At 42.2% G+C, this 18,741-nt stretch carries 11 protein-coding genes; 7 read left to right on the top strand and 4 right to left on the bottom strand.

The window, feature by feature from the left end; genetic code table 11:
- The first annotated feature begins 247 nt into the window (after nt 1–247).
- The 6 genes from BM100_RS07890 (at nt 248) to glnG (ending at nt 13,060) form a co-directional block, all read left to right on the top strand.
- Complete coding sequence (locus tag BM100_RS07890; RefSeq protein WP_092509663.1) at nt 248–4,819, top strand: inverse autotransporter beta domain-containing protein; 4,572 nt, start codon at nt 248–250, stop codon at nt 4,817–4,819.
- 437 nt (nt 4,820–5,256) lie between these two features.
- Nucleotides 5,257–6,921, top strand: a complete 1,665-nt coding sequence (locus BM100_RS07895) for a hypothetical protein (RefSeq protein WP_092509665.1) — start codon at nt 5,257–5,259, stop codon at nt 6,919–6,921.
- Nucleotides 6,922–7,023: 102 nt separating this feature from the next.
- The gene (locus tag BM100_RS07900; protein ID WP_092509667.1) at nt 7,024–8,244 is read left to right on the top strand and encodes a hypothetical protein; all 1,221 of its coding nucleotides are present in this window, start codon (nt 7,024–7,026) and stop codon (nt 8,242–8,244) included.
- A gap of 709 nt (nt 8,245–8,953) precedes the next feature.
- Nucleotides 8,954–10,363 carry a glutamate--ammonia ligase gene (gene glnA, locus BM100_RS07910; protein WP_092509671.1) on the top strand — a complete coding sequence of 470 codons (1,410 nt, stop codon included), beginning with the start codon at nt 8,954–8,956 and terminating at the stop codon, nt 10,361–10,363.
- A 208-nt stretch (nt 10,364–10,571) separates the two neighbouring features.
- Nucleotides 10,572–11,621, top strand: coding sequence for a nitrogen regulation protein NR(II) (glnL, locus tag BM100_RS07915; RefSeq protein ID WP_092509673.1), 1,050 nt, complete (start codon nt 10,572–10,574; stop codon nt 11,619–11,621).
- Nucleotides 11,622–11,629: 8 nt separating this feature from the next.
- Nucleotides 11,630–13,060, top strand: coding sequence for a nitrogen regulation protein NR(I) (gene glnG / locus BM100_RS07920; protein WP_092509990.1), 1,431 nt, complete (start codon nt 11,630–11,632; stop codon nt 13,058–13,060).
- A gap of 448 nt (nt 13,061–13,508) precedes the next feature.
- On the opposite strand, the gene hemN is transcribed toward glnG, so the two are convergent.
- From hemN to yihI, 3 genes are read right to left on the bottom strand one after another with little or no spacing between them, the layout of a single operon-like run.
- Nucleotides 13,509–14,882, bottom strand: coding sequence for an oxygen-independent coproporphyrinogen III oxidase (hemN, locus tag BM100_RS07925; RefSeq protein ID WP_092509675.1), 1,374 nt, complete (start codon nt 14,880–14,882; stop codon nt 13,509–13,511).
- A 2-nt stretch (nt 14,883–14,884) separates the two neighbouring features.
- Entirely contained in the window at nt 14,885–15,070 is a 186-nt protein-coding gene (locus BM100_RS07930; protein WP_092509677.1) for a high mobility group protein Z, read from the bottom strand.
- A 40-nt stretch (nt 15,071–15,110) separates the two neighbouring features.
- Nucleotides 15,111–15,629: a Der GTPase-activating protein YihI gene (gene yihI, locus BM100_RS07935; protein ID WP_092509679.1), complete on the bottom strand. Its 519-nt coding sequence runs from the start codon at nt 15,627–15,629 to the stop codon at nt 15,111–15,113.
- 147 nt (nt 15,630–15,776) lie between these two features.
- On the opposite strand from yihI, the gene BM100_RS07940 reads away from it, so the two are divergent.
- Complete coding sequence (locus tag BM100_RS07940) at nt 15,777–17,246, top strand: glycosyltransferase family 39 protein (protein ID WP_092509681.1); 1,470 nt, start codon at nt 15,777–15,779, stop codon at nt 17,244–17,246.
- An 86-nt stretch (nt 17,247–17,332) separates the two neighbouring features.
- On the opposite strand, the gene BM100_RS07945 is transcribed toward BM100_RS07940, so the two are convergent.
- On the bottom strand, nt 17,333–18,670 hold the full coding sequence (locus BM100_RS07945; protein WP_092509683.1) for an NCS2 family permease: 1,338 nt from the start codon (nt 18,668–18,670) through the stop codon (nt 17,333–17,335).
- Between the last annotated feature and the right edge of the window lie 71 nt (nt 18,671–18,741).

An 18,741-nucleotide genomic window follows, 5' to 3' on the forward strand; every position in this document is an offset into this window, starting at 1 on the left:
TATTCAACCTAAGTTTTCCTTAAACCGCTACTGGAATATTTTTCTGAATAGAAAAAATTCAGTCGCGGTTTATTTTTTGATATAGAAAGGAATATAGATAACCTTTAGTTATCAATTGATAATTACTTTTCATAACTAAGCTATCAGTACTTACTAATATAGAATAGTAGGGAAATAGCTTCATTTTTTGACTAAAAACTTAAAAAATAGGAGCTATCAAAGGCAAAATACCTCGAGGTGATTTTATATGTCATCATATATTAGTAAATTTATTGTTCTTTTTGTTTTTCTTTATACATTACTAATACCACCTGCAATGATAAACGCCTTTGCAGAAGGACATTTATCCTCAGATAAAACACTTTCACAAGGAACAGATGCGAAAGAAAATATAAAATCTCAAGTTAACGAATCAAGTCAAAAAAATTTAAGTTCTAATACGCCTACAAAAAATAATATAAAAAAAAACAATGAAATCTCACACGCTGAACCCCCTGATGATATTGGGAAAAATTTATACACTGCGAGCCATATTTTATCCTCTTCGCCTTCCGGGCTGGTAGATCAAGCAAGATCTTATGCTTTAGGCAAATTAAACAGCACGGTTGCCTCTGAGACCCAAAAATGGCTATCCCAATTTGGAACAACCCGAATTAACTTCGGGCTAGATAAAAAAGGCACACTGGAAAATAGCTCCTTCGATTTATTCCTTCCCTTCTATGATAACAAAACCGATTGGTTGTTCTTTTCTCAAGTGGGTTATCGCCACAAAGATAACCGAAATACTATTAATATAGGGCTAGGAGGACGTTATTTTTACCAAAATTGGATGTATGGGCTGAATACATTTTATGACCACGATCTTACCGGGCAAAATCAGCGGCTGGGATTGGGGGGCGAAATTTGGGGAGATTACATAAAACTTTCGGCCAATACGTATTGGCGTTTAAGCCATTGGCAGGATTCTCGAAGTTTTAAAAATTATCATGAGCGCCCTGCTAACGGTTATGACATTCAGGGTGAGTTTTTCCTTCCGGCTTACCCTAATTTGGGCGCCAAACTCGCTTATGAGCAATATTTTGGCGATAACATTACCTTGTTCAACCGTGATACCAAACAGAAAAACCCGAGTCTGGCGAAACTGGGCCTGACTTATACCCCCATTCCGCTATTCACGCTAGGCGTTGATTATAAACAAGGCGAAAGTGGTCATACTGAAACTCAATTTTTGGCCAGTTTAAACTATAAATTGGGGACTTCACTTAGGGCGCAATTATCGCCAGAAAATGTCGCGTCGATGCGGACATTAGCGGGCAGCCGTTATGATCTGGTGGAAAGAAATAACAATATCGTACTTGAACATCAGAAAAAACCCATCGCAAAGCTGTCCCTCCCCGCAACGCTCATTGGGTACAGCCATGAACAGCAAGATATTACAGCGACATTATCTTCTAATGCATCCGTTAAGCAAATCCACTGGACAACCAATAAAGATTTTATAGAACACGGTGGAAAACTCTCTTCTAATACAGGTAAAACAATCAAAGTCACTCTGCCAAATTATTTGCCCGGTAATAACCAAAAGAATAATTACCAAATTTATGCCTTGGCTGAGATGGAAGATAACCAAAAATCAGTCCCGGTTGAAATCATGGTCATTGTCCGCCCATTTATGGTGAAAAAACAGTCAGAAGCCAATTTCATTCCAGCAGGCCCTTTACCGGCTACCGGTCATAAAGAAGACGGGTATACCTTTAACCCTGTTGTGACCTTTGATACGGTGAATAACACACCAATAAAAAATATCTCCCTTGATGACGTCCAGTGGGTCACCGAACCTAAAGCCGGCCCAGCGTCAGGATTGCAATTCATTAATTGGCAGCAACCCAGTTCTGCTGCGCTTGATGGTAATGGGCAATTCAATCTTAAACCCATCTTAACCAGCACTCAGCCACATAAAAATGTCAAAGTTTACCTCCAATTCAATGGCCAGCCTCCGCAATTAGTAGGCGAAGTCAGTTTTAATGAAACTGTTGCCAGTTTTTATGTCGATAGAATTACAGTTTCCCCCCAAGAGACCCTAGTGGCGAATGGTAAACAAGCCTACACATATACAGCAGTGATTCTGGATCATCAGAAGAATCCCGCCAAAACGCAAAAAATACCCCATGTGGCATGGAGTAAAGATAAAAATGTAGATGGGCTGATTTGGGAACCGCAAAAAGGCGATATCACCACCGATGAGCACGGGAAATTAACCGCAACCCTGGCAAGTAATGACTCTATAGAGAATGTCATGGTATCACTGTCCATTGACAATCAAACACCGGTTAATGCAGAACGTGCGGTGTCCTTTATTGCCGATACGGACAGCTACCATATTCAAGGCAATAGCTTGGATGTCGATCCTCCAGGCCCCTTAAGCGCTGATGGCCATCATTCCTATACTTTTACCGGCATCGTCATTGATGGTCGTGGTCAGCCAGTGAGCACACAGAAAATTGCGAACATGCAATGGAGTATTGCGAAGGGGGGTCAAGATGAAAGCCACAACCCAAAACTTAAGCTTCATCCTAACAGTGATACAACGGCTCCCGATGGAAAATTAACCGCAACCTTAACCAGTACAGAAGCCATGAATGATCTACTCGTTTCTCTTGTTATCGGAAAGCAGCAGCCAGCTAACGCCAAAAACTCGGTTGCCTTTGTTGCTGACACCAAGAGTTATCATATTCAAAAAGGGATTATTGAAGTTAAACCGAAAGATAAACCGTTTTTAACCGCAAATGGTCGCCAACATTATACCTATTCTGCTGTAGTTGCCGATATTAATGGAAACCCTGTCCCCAATCAGGACATTGCCAATGTCAAATGGGATTCAGATAAAAAAGTTAAAGGTCTTAATCTCGAATATCCAAATACAAAAACAGATGGTGGAGGATATTTATACGCAACATTGAGCAGTACAGCAGCAGTAGATAACATTGCTGTATCACTCGCCATTGAAGAGCAAGCCGCTGTTAAAGCGCAACAGACCGTCTCTTTTAAGCCGGAACATATTACAATCCAAGCAGATAAATCCACTCCTCAGGCGATTTATGAGACCTATATTTATACGGCCACCATCACTGATGCCGATGGTAAACCAGAGTCAATTGAAAATGTGCATTGGGATTGGGAACCAAAGATTACAGGTATCACGCTCAAGAAATTACCTCTTGAAGGTTATGACATTAAAAACGGCCAATTCAAGGCAGAACTTACCAGCACCGTTGAGGCTTCAAATGTGGTTGTTAGCGTTTCTACCAATAAAAATAATGTAAAACCAGCACCACCTGTGGAATTCAAATGGCCAACCATTGAAAAAATAACACTGACGCCCAAAAATGGAACGGTTCCACCTGACGGAAAAAAAGCCTACCAAATCGATACCAATGTCGTCTTAAAATCTGATCACAGTACAACACCTTACACAGAGCAAAAGATCAAATTTAAATGGGAATTGAACCTGCCTACAGAATCAAAACCAAAAGAAACTTGGCTGTCAGATACAAAAGATATGACAGCTCAACCCGGCGGGAAATTATCGGTGTTCTTGTACAGTACGCAGAAAGATCCGGATCCAGTCATAAAAGGGGCAACTGTCTGCCTTAATATTGTGAATGGCCCTAAACCTTCCAAACAAAATTGTTCAGAACCTATCAGTTTTCAAGAACCACCAATCGATTTTGATATCAACAAAATTGAAGTTTATGGCGTTGAACAAGGCGGCTCTAGTGGACCTTTTGATTCGAAAAAACGACTTATTGGTAATGGAAAAGATAAATATCAATACAGGGCTCTGATTACTAAAAAAGGCACAACTGATGCCATTAAACGCCATACTTTTAGTAACGTTAAGTGGACGCGTGATCAAACTCAGATCGATACAGCAGAATTACCAGAACCTCAACCTGATAACCCTAAAAATGAAGTTTCATCATACACAACAGATGGTGAAGGATATTTATACGCAACATTAGACAGCCATGTTGGTGTGGGTAAAGATATTAAAGTGGCATTGAAGATGTTTAATCAGAAAACAGGAGAAAATGAAACTAATGAGACGAATGCGAGTAATTCAGTTCGTTTTGATCCTGAGGCTAAGCCAGCAGTCATGTATGTTTATAATCAATATAATGATAAAAAAAATAAAATTTTTTATGAGCCACAGCCATATAATATATTACTATCTGTATCGGCAGAATTAAGAGCACTTTCAGATCCTAAAACACCCTTTGATAAAAATGAGCTTGAATATAGCGCTGATATTAACTCTAATTATATTTATTTTATTACTCTTGGTAAAAATGATAAGGGCCCAATAAAATTTCATAATCCTGGAAACGCATTAATCAAAGCAAAAGTTACCAAACAAGATGGTAGTATTTATCTATATAAATATAATTACACAGGTATAAGACTTATTAAATCTCTAGGAGATGAGCAATTTAGTGGGTATCACACCTCTAAAACAAACAACACCTGTGAAGCTAGTAACACTATTAATGATCCTAGTAATTCTAGTTATCAGCACACACCAAAAATTAAACATTTAAAAAGTTCCTATGGTAAATCTTCAATCAATTCGGAATACAAAAATCTTTATGATTGGGGAATTTTCACACAATCTGGTGATACACAAGCAAAGAGAGATGAACTTACCGTAATAGCCTATGACAATGCCCATAATTTAGCCGTGTATAATACCATCACTGAAAAAATAGACGAATCAATAGATGCTGAGGGATTGATAATATGTGCTATAGGAAGTGATTAATACAGCCCTTAATATCAAAGCGTTCAATATATTGAGCCAGCTATTTTTAATGTATAGTTTCTTTATTTAATTTCTCAAGGTTTCACGGGTAATGACATCCTTACCCTGGGTTTAAAATCCCAAAGCAGATTAAATATTATTAATAATTTCAAAGACTTTTTCATATAAAGTATGCTTAGCTTTTCTATACACAAAATAAAAATAAATTCCCCAATAATAATAGCCTCCCATATCAACAACTCATTACATAACAAAGTTTAATTATCACATGGAATGGTGATATAAAATTCCTATCAGGTGATAAATATTTTTCATTGGTTTTTATTTTTCATAAACTTAAAATCCAACATGCTGTTATAAACACATTTTGCTAATTTAATACAATAAATTAGTTACTATAAATAATAACACAAATAACATTCACATAAGGTAATAAAATGACCATCGAAAATAATAAAAAAGCAGATGCTGGAATTAAAGTCAAATTAGAAGCATATTTACCAAATAATGTAGCAGTATCAAATAATGTAAGTCTGATAAAAGGGCAAGTTATTCCACTTGTTATCACATTAACATCAACAACAAACCAAGCTCTGGGTAATTTACCCCCCATTGTTTTTGAAAAGTCTAAAAATATTACATTTCTAAATGAGAAAGGTAGCCCCATTCCACAAATACAATTGCCTTCAGGTGACAAACAGTCTTCAGGAATTGTTTATTTGAGTGTGGAAAATCAAGATGGCAAACCGATAAATGACAAAGATAGCATTACATTTACCATGACAGCCAATACATCTATTATTAATAATATAGATGTGCAATGGGTTGCAAGGACAATCAATTTAGATTCATTAATCCTTACAATTGGGAAAGAAAAATCATATTTAGAAGCACCAACAATAGCAAATATTCCCCCAAATGGGAAAATTTATTCCCCTGTAACAACGACATTAATGGGTAGTAGTGGTCGAATACCTAATGCATATATTTTCATAACAGATTTTCGATCAGAATCAAGATTAGACAGCGTTGATTTTTATAGTAATCTCGAAAAACCAACTCAAATTAAACAACAGAAATTTATCTCAACTAAAGGAATATGGATAAGTTCCGATAGCCAAGGGGAAGTACAATTTAATATTTACCCACAGAACTCTTTGTCAATTGTGCTTGAGTTGGGTGCTATGGTCACAGGAGTCACCCAAACGCCAAAAGCTGCCAACACACCTCTTTTTATTGCTAATACTCAACCTGTTAGTATTTTTGATTCCATACATTGGCCTAACATTGCTGGATATTTTAATGGACCTTTAATATCAAATGGTAATACTGATTTTTATGTTGCTGTAGAAGAGTATGACAATGCAAGGCAGGGTGACTATATATTATTTTTCACTAAAAAAGATAAAGATACAAACAACGTTTTTACCGGACATTATTATCGAGTGCAAGATCCTATTACAGAACTGGGTTTAAATAATTATTCATTTACATTACCTTATGATATATTTGATTTAAATATTCAGACTGATTTTTCCTATATGGCTATATTTGAAAGTGGTTCAGGTTCAAAATCTTCTGCATCTTTACCATTAGCATATCAGGGTGGAGCAATATATAGGCCCAAAATTAATGTAACACGTAACTATGATGCTTGTAACCTTTATACAAGCACCTATAAAGATCCAACCCAAGAAAAACATCGTATCCCTAACGGGGCAACAATTGGAATCGATAATATAAAAGCCTATCCAAGTAATATAGGAATCCCAAATTCCGGATTATTTATTGAAATATTGGGTAAAAATAACTCTACAACAAATGTACCATTGGGCACCAAAGTAACTCTGAATATGTATATAGAATCTACGTCTATAAATAAAAAGGTACCTTTTAGCGCAACCGTGCCACTTAAGCTGGATACCGGTAGGGAATATGCAACAACACTTATTAATATTGACATACAAAAAATTACTAATATTGCACCTGATCCTGTTACCGGTGCGGTTCCAACCATCTGGTTTGATTATACTTTTTCTATAGGGGAAGATATTTACTATAGCAAGCTGTGGAAAGGGAATATTGATACAAGACCAGAATAATAAATATTTATAATTTTCTTTATGAGCTGTTCTAGATAATCAACACATCTAGGATAGCTCCATAAAAATCATTATCTATTAAATTTTAAAATGGTAGAAAATATGAAAAACAACGAACTTAATAATATAGATTTACACTCATTGAAATTAAATATTGAAAAACCATTTTTAACAGTCCCACTTAAACCCAATCAGGATAATAAATTATTCACTAAAGTAACAACAAACGTTAAAGATAAAAATGGAATATCCATTCCTAACATTACTGTATTTATATCCTCCGAATCAAACAGCGCCATAAAAGATGTAAGGATTTACGATAAAGACAATGAAAATGAAATTCCTTTACAGTTGGAAAATGGTGCCGAAGGATTTTTTGTAAAAACTGGCAATGATGGTAATATAATATTTTTTATTCATCCCATAAAAACACTTCCCGTTGTCCTTCATTTATATGCACAAGTACTTAATTATACAAACCAAGTTCCTGCAAATGACACCTTATACATTGTAGACAGCACTTTAGAAAATATGGCCGTCAAGTATGAGCGGCCCAACATTCTTGGTTTTTTTGGTGGGGATTTAAGCTCAAATGGAGATAAAAAATTTTTAGTTGAAATTGAAAAATATGAAAATGCATCAACTGGAGATTATATACTTTTCTTTGTAAACGATCACTATACTAGAGTTTCTCTCCAAGTTAGAACAGAAAGTTTAGGCAGCTATTCAATTTCCGTTCCTTATGAGATTTTTGATAAAAACGTACAATCACATTTTTATTATGTCATTGTTAGGCCTTCAGGTGATATAACTGAATCTAAATCTGTTCATATGGATTTAGTTTATAAAGGCAGACCAAATAGGCCTTGGAAAGATGTCACTAGAACATATGATATGTGCAAAGTTTACGATTCATCTGGCAATAACCTTATAGAGAAATATCATGTCATTAATGATGATACTATATCTACAAGCAATCCAGAAAATGCGGGGTTATTTGTTAAGATAACGGGAACCAATGATCCCACTGACACAAGTAAAGTGCCTTTTGGTACTGAGATTATATTAAATTTATACATTACTTCTAGCACCAGATCGTTCATACAGCCTTTTACTCATAGAATGCCAACTAATCCTGATGATGCAGGAGGAAAGACAGCTACATTAACTATTCCTATCCCCCATAATCTTTTGAATAATAATTTAGGTTATACCAATGGTAATGAGGGCCTAATTTTCTTTGATTATCAGATAGGAAGTGATTTTGATCCTGATGTTGCCTATGGAAACTGTTGGCAGGGTAATATAGACACTTACCCTTGAGTATGGCTTAAATTAAGGCAGCTAAGATTAAGGTATTAACTATATATACTTCGTCTTTCAAGCTGCCTCTTTGTTGCCTGCGTTCGTCCATTCCGATCACATTGTTATCTATGCTCCCGGGGATTATGAGAGGCTCCTGCCTCTCACCGGAGGCCAGCCCTTGGCTGTTCAAATTCGTTCCTGACGAATTTGTCATTCTCTTTCCGCCGCGATGTAACTTGAAATCTATTGCGTACAGAAATTTTCTGCATTCAGGTAAAAGCAGGGATGCAAAAAGGTAAATTTTTTCTCCCCGCCTAACCGACGGGGGTTTACGACATTTTTGGTAATCAAACAAGCCACAAGCGCAATCCATTTAAGTATCAAAATTGCACATCCCACTTTTACTCTAAAAAATTCTTCTAAAAAATGTGCTGTTATCCTAATGGTATGCCCTTTTGCACTATAATGATGCAGCGCGCAATCTTGCAACTCCCCAATTTGGTGCAAACACCGTTAAAATCGTTTTCCTTTCTGTTTGTTTTTTGTTCCCCCGAGATTGTACATGCTGATATTAAAGACTTTTGAAAAGTTGGCACACTTTTCGCATTTCTCTTTGCAGCAGAAATCTCGTAAAAATTGACTGCACAGAGATACACAGTCGCCCAGAATAAAACCGTAAATTCTTTACCCCGTTTTATCAGGCTGATGCAAACCAGGAGAGCTTAGTATGTCCGTTGAACATGTTTTATCCATGATTGAAGAACATCAGGTGAAGTTTATTGATTTACGTTTTACTGATACCAAAGGTAAAGAGCAGCATATCACCATACCTGCCCATCAAGTTGATGAAGATTTCTTCGAAGATGGCAAAATGTTTGACGGTTCTTCTATCGGTGGCTGGAAAGGCATCAATGAATCGGACATGGTGCTGATGCCAGACCCAAGCACAGCGATGCTTGATCCGTTCTTCGACGTTGCCACGCTGATTTTACGTTGCGATATTCTGGAGCCGGGCACAATGCAGGGCTATACCCGCGATCCCCGCTCCATTGCTAAACGTGCAGAAGATTTTCTGCGGGCCAGCGATATCGCCGATACGGTTTTATTCGGCCCTGAACCTGAGTTTTTCCTGTTTGATGACATCCGCTTCGGTACTTCTATCTCCGGCTCGTATTACCATATTGATGATACTGAAGCTGCATGGAACAGCGGAACGCGTTATGAAGGTGGTAATAAAGGCCATCGTCCCGGCATTAAGGGAGGTTACTTCCCGGTTCCGCCAGTGGATTCTTCCCAAGATCTGCGTTCAGCAATGTGTCTGACCATGGAAGAAATGGGATTGGTGGTTGAAGCACATCACCACGAAGTCGCAACCGCCGGGCAAAACGAAGTGGCTACCCGCTTTAATACCATGACCAAAAAAGCGGATGAAACCCAGATCTATAAGTATGTGGTTCATAACGTTGCCCATAAATTTGGCAAAACGGCCACCTTTATGCCAAAACCGCTGGTTGGCGATAATGGCTCCGGTATGCACTGCCACATGTCTCTGTCCAAAAATGGCACTAACCTGTTTGCCGGTGACAAATACGGCGGCCTGTCTGAAACGGCCCTGTACTATATCGGCGGCATTATTAAACATGCCCGTGCATTGAATGCCTTCACCAACCCAACCACCAACTCATACAAACGTCTGGTGCCCGGTTTTGAAGCGCCTGTCATGCTGGCCTACTCTGCCCGTAACCGTTCAGCCTCTATCCGTATTCCGGTTGTCGCCAGTACGAAAGCCCGCCGGATTGAAGTCCGCTTCCCCGATCCGGCAGCGAACCCATACTTGGCTTTCTCCGCACTGCTGATGGCCGGTCTTGACGGAATCATCAACAAGATTCATCCGGGCGATGCCATGGATAAGAACTTGTATGACCTGCCAGCAGAAGAGGCACAAGAGATCCCAACTGTCGCCTCTTCTTTGGAAGAAGCCTTGGCTGAACTGAATGCAGACCGTGAATTCCTGACTCGCGGCGGTGTTTTCACTGATGATGCGATTGATGCTTATATCAATTTATTGAAAGGTGAAATTGAGCGCGTCCGTATGACTCCACATCCTTTGGAGTTTGAACTGTATTACAGTGTGTAAGTTTTAATCTGTATTTTGATGGCATTGTTGCTGTCCCTTTTTTGTTGCCGTGAAACTTTTAGCCCATCATAAGATGGGCTTTTTTCCCACACACGCAAGCTATTCAGAATATTCATTCCAGGCAAAATAAAAAATATACAGACTGAATGAATGACTCACCGAGTTAAGCTGGATAGACTACAATGCACCAAAAAAGTGCAGAGATTGAATGACAATGGTTAATTTGCCCGAAACAGAACAAATTCTCGATTCACTGATAAACAGCGTTCTGGTACTGGATAATGATTTGATTGTCCGTTACGCCAACCATTCTGCAATGCAGCTGCTGGCGCCAAGTACGCGCAAATTACTCGGCACGCCTCTTCCCATTCTGTTTAGCTATATCTCACTGGATACAGAGTTGATGCGTTCGAGCCTGATAAGCGGCCATGGTTTTACCGACAACGAAGTTATCTTGGTTATCAACAATCACTCTCATGTTATGTCGCTCAGTGCCCAACCAATTTCCGGACAGTTTATTTTGCTGGAACTGGCGCCTATGGATAGTCAACGCCGGTTAAGCCAAGAGCAGATACAACAAGCACAGCAAGCGGCTGCGCGGGAATTGGTTCGGGGGCTGGCACATGAAATAAAAAACCCTCTCGGGGGATTGCGGGGAGCCGCCCAACTGCTTGCCAAGGCGTTGCCAGAGCCATCTTTGCGGGAATATACTCAAGTGATTATTGAGCAAGCAGACCGGTTGCGGGCGCTTGTTGATCGCTTGCTGGGGCCGCAATATCCGGGAACCCAAACCAGCCAGAGCATCCATCATGTCGTTGAACGCGTCTATCAGCTAGTTTCGCTGGAAATGCCAGCCAATGTCACTCTAATCAAAGATTATGACCCCAGCCTGCCTGAATTGGCGCATTATCCTGATCAAATTGAGCAAGTATTACTGAATATCACCCGCAACGCCCTGCAAGCGCTGGGAGAAAAAGGCGGCACTATCATTTTGCGAACACGAACCGCATTCCAGATGACCCTACAGGGCGAACGCTACCGTCTGGCAGCCAGAATTGATATTGAAGATAATGGGCCGGGCATTCCCACGCATATTCAGGATACACTTTTTTACCCGATGGTCAGTGGGCATGAAGGTGGTACTGGACTTGGGCTATCCATCGCCCGTAATCTAATTACTCAGCATGCTGGAAAGCTCGAGTTTTCCAGTTGGCCGGGGCACACGGAATTTTCCATTTACCTGCCTATCAAGAAGTGAGGATGACTATGCAACGGGGAAAAGTCTGGATCGTTGATGATGACAGCTCTATCCGATGGGTACTGGAACGGGCACTGAGTGGCGCAGGAATGGAGTGCACCAGTTTTGAGAATGCCGATACGGTACTGACAGCTTTATCGCAAGGCAGCCCCGAAGTTCTGCTTTCAGATATCCGCATGCCCGGGTTAGACGGATTAAGTCTGCTCAATCAGATCAAACAAACTCACCCACAGCTTCCGGTCATCATTATGACGGCCCATTCTGATCTGGATGCCGCCGTCAGTGCCTATCAACACGGCGCTTACGATTATCTGCCAAAACCCTTTGATATTGATGAAACGGTTGCACTGGTTGAACGGGCATTAAGTCATTATCGCGAACAACATCAATCCATCACCAACCCGCAAGTGGCCGCCTCTGTCTCAGATATGATTGGGGAAGCACCGGCCATGCAGGAGGTATACCGGATTATTGGCCGGCTTTCCCGTTCTTCCATCAGCGTGTTAATCAACGGGGAATCCGGTACCGGTAAAGAGCTGGTCGCCCATGCCTTACACCGCCATAGCCCGCGGGCTTCCGCTCCATTTATCGCCTTGAACATGGCCGCGATCCCAAAAGATTTAATCGAATCCGAATTGTTTGGTCATGAAAAAGGGGCATTTACAGGCGCAAATCAAGTACGTCATGGGCGTTTTGAACAAGCCAATGGCGGCTCCCTGTTTTTGGATGAAATCGGTGATATGCCGCTGGATATCCAGACCCGTCTGCTGCGGGTACTGGCTGAAGGGCAATTTTATCGGGTTGGGGGTTATGCGCCGATAAAAGTCGATGTCCGTATCATTGCCGCCACTCACCAAAATCTTGAGCAACGGGTGGCAGAAGGGAAATTTCGCGAAGATCTTTACCATCGCCTGAACGTCATTCGGGTTCAGCTTCCGCCGTTGCGGGACAGGATAGAAGACATTCCTCGTCTGGCTCACCATTTCCTGCAACAAACCGCCAAAGAGTTGGGCGTTGAAACCAAAGTCCTGCATCCTGATACAGAACTTGCCTTGGCTCGCTTACCGTGGTCGGGAAATGTCCGTCAGTTGGAAAATGTCTGCCGCTGGTTGACGGTCATGGCTGCCAGTAAAGAAGTGCTGGTGCAAGATCTCCCGGCTGATTTAATTGGCAGCCAATCCCCAGAGCAAGCGGAAAACTTGCTGCCTCTTCCTGCCTCTTCATATGAAAATTGGTCAGAGCTGCTGGCAGAGTGGGCACAAAACGCCCTAAAAGAGGGAAAAACCGATCTGCTTTCTGATGCTCTGCCGCTGCTGGAACGCACTCTGCTTAATTGTGCACTGGAATATACCAATGGACATAAGCAGGAAGCCGCCCGTTTGCTGGGCTGGGGTAGGAATACAATCACGCGAAAATTGAAGGAATTGGGGCTGGAGTGATGACACTCCCCTCAGTAAAGCCACTATCTATTGCTGATTAAATATTCCTTAAAATCAACAAATTGAGGCAATATCGCTTCATCATTTGTAACGAATACTATGCTTTCGAATACTATGCCTTCATATAAAGCTTGTGTAATGAGCATCAGATCAAAAGGATCTCGATGCGTTACATTGGGTAATTCGTAATAACTAATCGCTAGCGTGTTCTACTGTTATTGGGAGTGGCAAAAAGCCCGCTTCATTTTGTACAACACCTATGATCACTTTTGGTTCAAACGCATAATCACTTCAATCCAACCTGCTTTTTATTGCTTTTTATTGTTATTTCCTGAATGTTCCTAAATGCTGGCGACGCTGGAATAAATGTCATTAATTGCAATATATCAGCAGTGCTTCATTAGTTGCATTCGTCAGCGCAACGCAATGCAACTGGAAAATTATAGCTTCATATCACCCGCGAAAACTGCCGTTGTCGCATCTGGCTGCGTAAATAGCTGTCAAAGCACATACAAATATTACGGATAAGCAAACGCCCTTTCGGGGATACTTGAATCTGCGATTCTGTCACATCAATCAACCCATCTTCCGCCAATGGTGCCAACAGTTGCAGATCTTCCGCAAAGTAATCCGCAAACTCGAGTGCATAACGCTGTTCTATGTCCGCAAAATCCAAGCGGAAATTGCAAATCAGTGACTTAATGACATCACGGCGAATACAATCATCGTGCGTCAGCGCCAAACCACGCCACAGCGCATGACCTTGCGCTTCCACCGCAGCATAGTAGGTTTTCAGATCTTTTTGATTCTGCGCATAACTGTCTCCCAGCATGCTGATCGCCGAAACTCCCAAGCCAAGTAAATCGCATTCCCCCTGTGTGGTATACCCTTGAAAATTGCGGTGCAAGATGCCTTGCCGCTGGGCAACCGCCAGCTCATCATCAGGGCGGGCAAAATGGTCCATCCCGATAAACTGGTAGCCATTGCCTGTCAGAGTGGAAATCGTTTCCTGCAAAATATCCAGTTTTTGCGTTGCGCCGGGTAAGTCTTGTTCTTTGATTTTACGCTGTGCTGCAAATAAATCCGGCAAGTGAGCGTAGTTGAATACACTCAGACGATCAGGCGACAATGCCAGCACACGCTGCAATGTAAAAGCAAAGCTCTCTGTCGTTTGCTTCGGCAAGCCATAAATCAAGTCTATGCTGGTGGATGTGAAACCCGTTTCACGCGCACGGTTGACCAGCTCAAAAATAAATTCTTCATCCTGTTCACGGTTTACCAAACGCTGTACGTCTTTATTGAAATCCTGCACACCCATGCTCAGGCGATTAAAACCCTCATGGCGCAGGTGGTCAATGACATCAAGCTCAATTTCGCGCGGATCAATTTCAATGGAAAGCTCCGCTTCGGGCAGAAAATGGAAATGCCTTCGCAACATCGACATTAGCCGGCTGATTTGCGTTTTATCCAGAAAGGTTGGCGTGCCTCCACCCCAATGCATCTGGCTGACTTTCCGCTGGGAAAATAATTCAGCGCGGGCTGCAATCTCTTTTTCCAGCACATTCAGATAATCATCAGCTTTGTGTTTCTGGCGAGTGACCAGCTTATTGCAGCCACAGAAATAACACAGCTTATGGCAGAATGGGATATGGATATAGAGGGAAAGTGGCCGTTCAGGATAACGGTTCGCGGCTTGTATAAAAGCGGCGTCATCGTATTGTTGGTTAAATTCCAGTGCCGTGGGGTATGAAGTGTAACGAGGCCCTGAATAGTTATATTTTTGGATCAAAGGCAGATCCCAAACAATGGCTTGCTCTGACATGCTTATTCCTTCCGCTGTTTTCGCCCACCAAAACGCAACTTTTTCATGGAGTTGAAACGCTGTGTCATGATGGCATTGCGTAACTGACGTTTACGTCGCGATAGCTGCCACAGTTTACCCAATAACCACAATAAATAACATACGAATATTGTGGTTATTAGAACAGTGGTTATTAAGACACTGTTCATTAAGAATCCGCCTTTTGCTCATAACCCGTTGATGCAGTAATTACTTACCTTTCAACAACTGCATGATATCTTCCTGCTGTTCTTCTTCACTGTCATCTTCTTCTGGATTGATACCCAGTTTTTCCATCAGTACATCAATGCGATCGAGCATGTCGTCGACATAGGCATTTTCTTCCTGAGACAGTTTTTCTCCTTGTTCAACACGCTCCAGCAGCGCATCCAAACGGTCATCATTTTCCAGCATTTCCAGTTCTTCTTGCGGAGACAGGCGAGGCGCTGCTTTTTCCACAACCGGTTTGATTGCAGGTTTCACAACCGCTGTCTTTTCGCCAACAATCAGAGGAACCGGAACTTTACTGCCAATACGCGGATCGGTTTCCTGCTTGGTCGTTGACCGGTGTTTATTGTCGCTGCTGCTACTGCGGCTGCCGGTCGGATTACCACGACGTTTTTTCTGGCGCTTACGTTCACGTCCTTCTGCATCCAGCTCTGCGCGGCTTTTTCTTTTTTGCTTGCCAGCGGAAGGTTTCGCTGGTGATTTTTTCTTTAACGGACTCATAGCTTGTGACTCAACTCACTTTTATCAAGATGTTTTCGGCGGAATCTAACAGAAACGCCCTATAACATCCAATGCCATTCACTTATGGTTCAAAGTTCGGCTAATATTCAGGTCACATTAATTCAAATAATATGATCATTAACCATTATGCGTCTTTTTGATACTTCGTCTTACCGCGTACCATTGTATCTTTGGGTCATTGGTTATGCTGCTTTATGGATACTAGTCAGTTATTTTCTCGATCCAACTGTTCCCTATGATGCTGTTGAAGCACTCAACTGGGGAATAAATGGAGAGTGGGGCTCCCCTAAAAACCCTTGGCTAGTCGGTGCCATAATGCTACCTGCTATCCATATCGGCAATATCTCTTTGAGTTTTTATTGGTATTTTACCCACTTTGTTGCCATTGCCATCGGTATGCTGGGGGTCTGGCAGCTGGCTTTCCGTTTGACCGGCAACATCCTGCTCGCTTGGCTTGCCATGCTGACGCTGAATCTATCCGGCATTATCAATTTTGATATTATTCCTTATAACGATAATTACCTTTTAGTGATGCTCTGGCCATGGTCGTTGCTGTTTTTCTTGCGCGCCATTGATGATAATCCCAAATGGTGGCTGGCATTCGCGCTTTGCTCCGGGCTGGCAACGATGGGGAAATACTCATCACTTTCCATCATCGGTTCCGTTTTTTTGCTTTCCCTGTTCGTCCCCAAAGTCCGTCGCAACTATCGGGAGCCGCTGTTTTATCTCGCGATTCTCATATGGTTCGCACTCGTTCTGCCGAATGTTTGGTGGCTGGTGCACAACGATTTTGTGGCCTTTAAGTGGGTAGATTCCCAAATCCAAAAAGGGTTCAATCTGCATACCACCAAAGCCGCCCTTTCCGTGTTCTATCCATTGATTATCCTCAGTGTCATTATTTATTTGCTCGGTGGCCGGATTGGTTGGCCTAAACAACATTCCAATGCCTTGGTGAATATCGTTATCCTGCTGCCTTTGTTGATTATTTACAGCTGGTTTTCCTTTAATCAAGGCGGACGCATGACCGAGTGGTTACAACCTTTTATGGTTGTTTCACCGGCACTATTGGTCGGTTCAATCACGGTATATCCGACCAAATCGCTGCATGGAACGTTGCGGGGATTAGCCATATTCGGTGTCTTGGTTGTGCTCGGCTATGCCAGTGTAATGATGGCGAATGTTCGTGGCTCTGGCCAGAAATTCGTTGGGATCAAAACGTTTACCAGCCAGCTTGACCAACGCTGGAATGCGTTGTATTCAACACCATTGCGTTATGTCGGTGGGGAATATTTGCATCAATGGATAACGTTCTATAGCCACTATCGCCCAGAAACAATACAGCCTTGGGAATTAAACAAAGGTATGCCGCCAAATATCTACAACCGGCATGTCAAAGAAAAAGATATTGTGGAACATGGCGCATTGCTGGTGGGTGAACGGGGTAAGAGCTGCAATCAGGAAGATTTTCAGCATACTTTGCAGGAATGGCCGGCTTTGGTAATCATCCATAAAGCAGCGTTTTCCTTCCAAGCACAACCCAGTGCTGAACCTGAAACCGTCTGCATTGGTTTTGTCGCGCCAAAAAATCACCAATAAAAACCGATAACAGCAGATTGCCTATCTCATACAAAAGCCTGACAGAAAATAATCTGTCAGGCTTTTTATTATGGCATCAGCCGCATTTAATGGGCATCAACAAAGACCATTTTCAATATAAACAGCAGCGTGACAACCACAACACATAAGCTGATATCACGCCATTTCCCCGTCCCCAGTTTCATTGCACAGTAGGCAATAAAGCCCAGTGCGATGCCTTCGGTAATGGAGAAACTAAATGGCATCATTACCGCAGTGATAAAGGCTGGCACGGATTCCGTCAAATCGTTCCATTTCACCCGGGTCAGGCTGGAAGTCATCAGAACACCGACATAGACCAGCGCTCCTGCCGTGGCATAAGCAGGCACCATACCAGCCAGAGGAGAGATAAACATCACCAGCAGGAACAGGATCCCGACCACAATTGCTGTCAGACCAGTACGCCCACCGACAGAAACACCAGAAGAACTTTCAACATAGGCGGTCACCGAAGACGTCCCGATGTAAGACCCGGCAACAGAGCTGAGACTGTCTACATACAGTGCTTGCTTCATGCGCGGGAATTTACCCTCGCTGTCCGCCAGCCCGGCTTTATCCGTTACGCCAATTAATGTGCCGGAAGAGTCAAACAAGTTCACCAGCATGAACGAGAAAATCACGCCAATTAACGCGATATCCAATGCGCCTTTCACATCGACGTTACCTACCACGCTCATCACGCTGGGTGGCAAGTCAAAAATACCGTGATATTCCACATGCCCCGTCATCAAGCCAATGCCGGTCGTTACCACGATAGAAATCAATACTGCGGCATGGAAGTTGCGTGCTGCCAAAATCGCAATGATGAAAAATCCCAACGTTCCCAACAGCACATTATGGGAAGCAAAGTTACCAATTGACACGATTGTGTCGGGATTGGGAACGATAATGCCCGAATTTTTCAGCCCCATCATTGCGATGAACAGACCAATACCACTGGTAATTCCCACACGCAGGCTCAGCGGAATATTCGCGATCATCCAATATCGGATACGAAAGACCGTCAAGAGCAACAACCCCACCGCACCCCAGAAAATCGCGCCCATCGCAACTTGCCATGAAATTCCCATCGCCCCCACCACAACGAAAGCGAAGAAGGCATTCAACCCCATCGCTGGTGCCACGGCAATGGGCAAATTCGCCATCAATCCCATCAAAATACTGCCAATTGCCGCAATTAAGCAGGTAGTGACAAAGACCGCTTTAATATCCATTCCCGCCATCGCCAATATTTGCGGATTGACGAAGACGATATAAACCATTGTCAGAAAGGTTGTCAGACCGGCAACCATTTCAGTGCGAACCGTCGTTCCGTGTTCCTCTAATTTAAACACGCGCTGAAGCAAGCCCTGACGTTTTTCAGAGCCAGAAGTTATTGTGTTCATGTAATGTGATTTCCCATCCCAAAAAACGAAGTTTTCGACTTATCCTACAGGAAACCCATAAAAATCGTTAC

The sequence above is a fragment of the Xenorhabdus mauleonii genome, from assembly GCF_900113945.1.
GTDB lineage: Bacteria > Pseudomonadota > Gammaproteobacteria > Enterobacterales > Enterobacteriaceae > Xenorhabdus > Xenorhabdus mauleonii.

Bases quoted from the DNA above. Each gene is read 5' to 3' on its own strand.
- BM100_RS07890 (WP_092509663.1), top strand. From the start codon at position 248: ATGTCATCATATATTAGTAAATTTATTGTTCTTTTTGTTTTTCTTTAT.
- BM100_RS07895 (WP_092509665.1), top strand. From the start codon at position 5,257: ATGACCATCGAAAATAATAAAAAAGCAGATGCTGGAATTAAAGTCAAA.
- BM100_RS07900 (WP_092509667.1), top strand. From the start codon at position 7,024: ATGAAAAACAACGAACTTAATAATATAGATTTACACTCATTGAAATTA.
- glnA (WP_092509671.1), top strand. From the start codon at position 8,954: ATGTCCGTTGAACATGTTTTATCCATGATTGAAGAACATCAGGTGAAG.
- glnL (WP_092509673.1), top strand. From the start codon at position 10,572: ATGACAATGGTTAATTTGCCCGAAACAGAACAAATTCTCGATTCACTG.
- glnG (WP_092509990.1), top strand. From the start codon at position 11,630: ATGCAACGGGGAAAAGTCTGGATCGTTGATGATGACAGCTCTATCCGA.
- hemN (WP_092509675.1), bottom strand. From the start codon at position 14,882: ATGTCAGAGCAAGCCATTGTTTGGGATCTGCCTTTGATCCAAAAATAT.
- BM100_RS07930 (WP_092509677.1), bottom strand. From the start codon at position 15,070: ATGAACAGTGTCTTAATAACCACTGTTCTAATAACCACAATATTCGTA.
- yihI (WP_092509679.1), bottom strand. From the start codon at position 15,629: ATGAGTCCGTTAAAGAAAAAATCACCAGCGAAACCTTCCGCTGGCAAG.
- BM100_RS07940 (WP_092509681.1), top strand. From the start codon at position 15,777: ATGCGTCTTTTTGATACTTCGTCTTACCGCGTACCATTGTATCTTTGG.
- BM100_RS07945 (WP_092509683.1), bottom strand. From the start codon at position 18,670: ATGAACACAATAACTTCTGGCTCTGAAAAACGTCAGGGCTTGCTTCAG.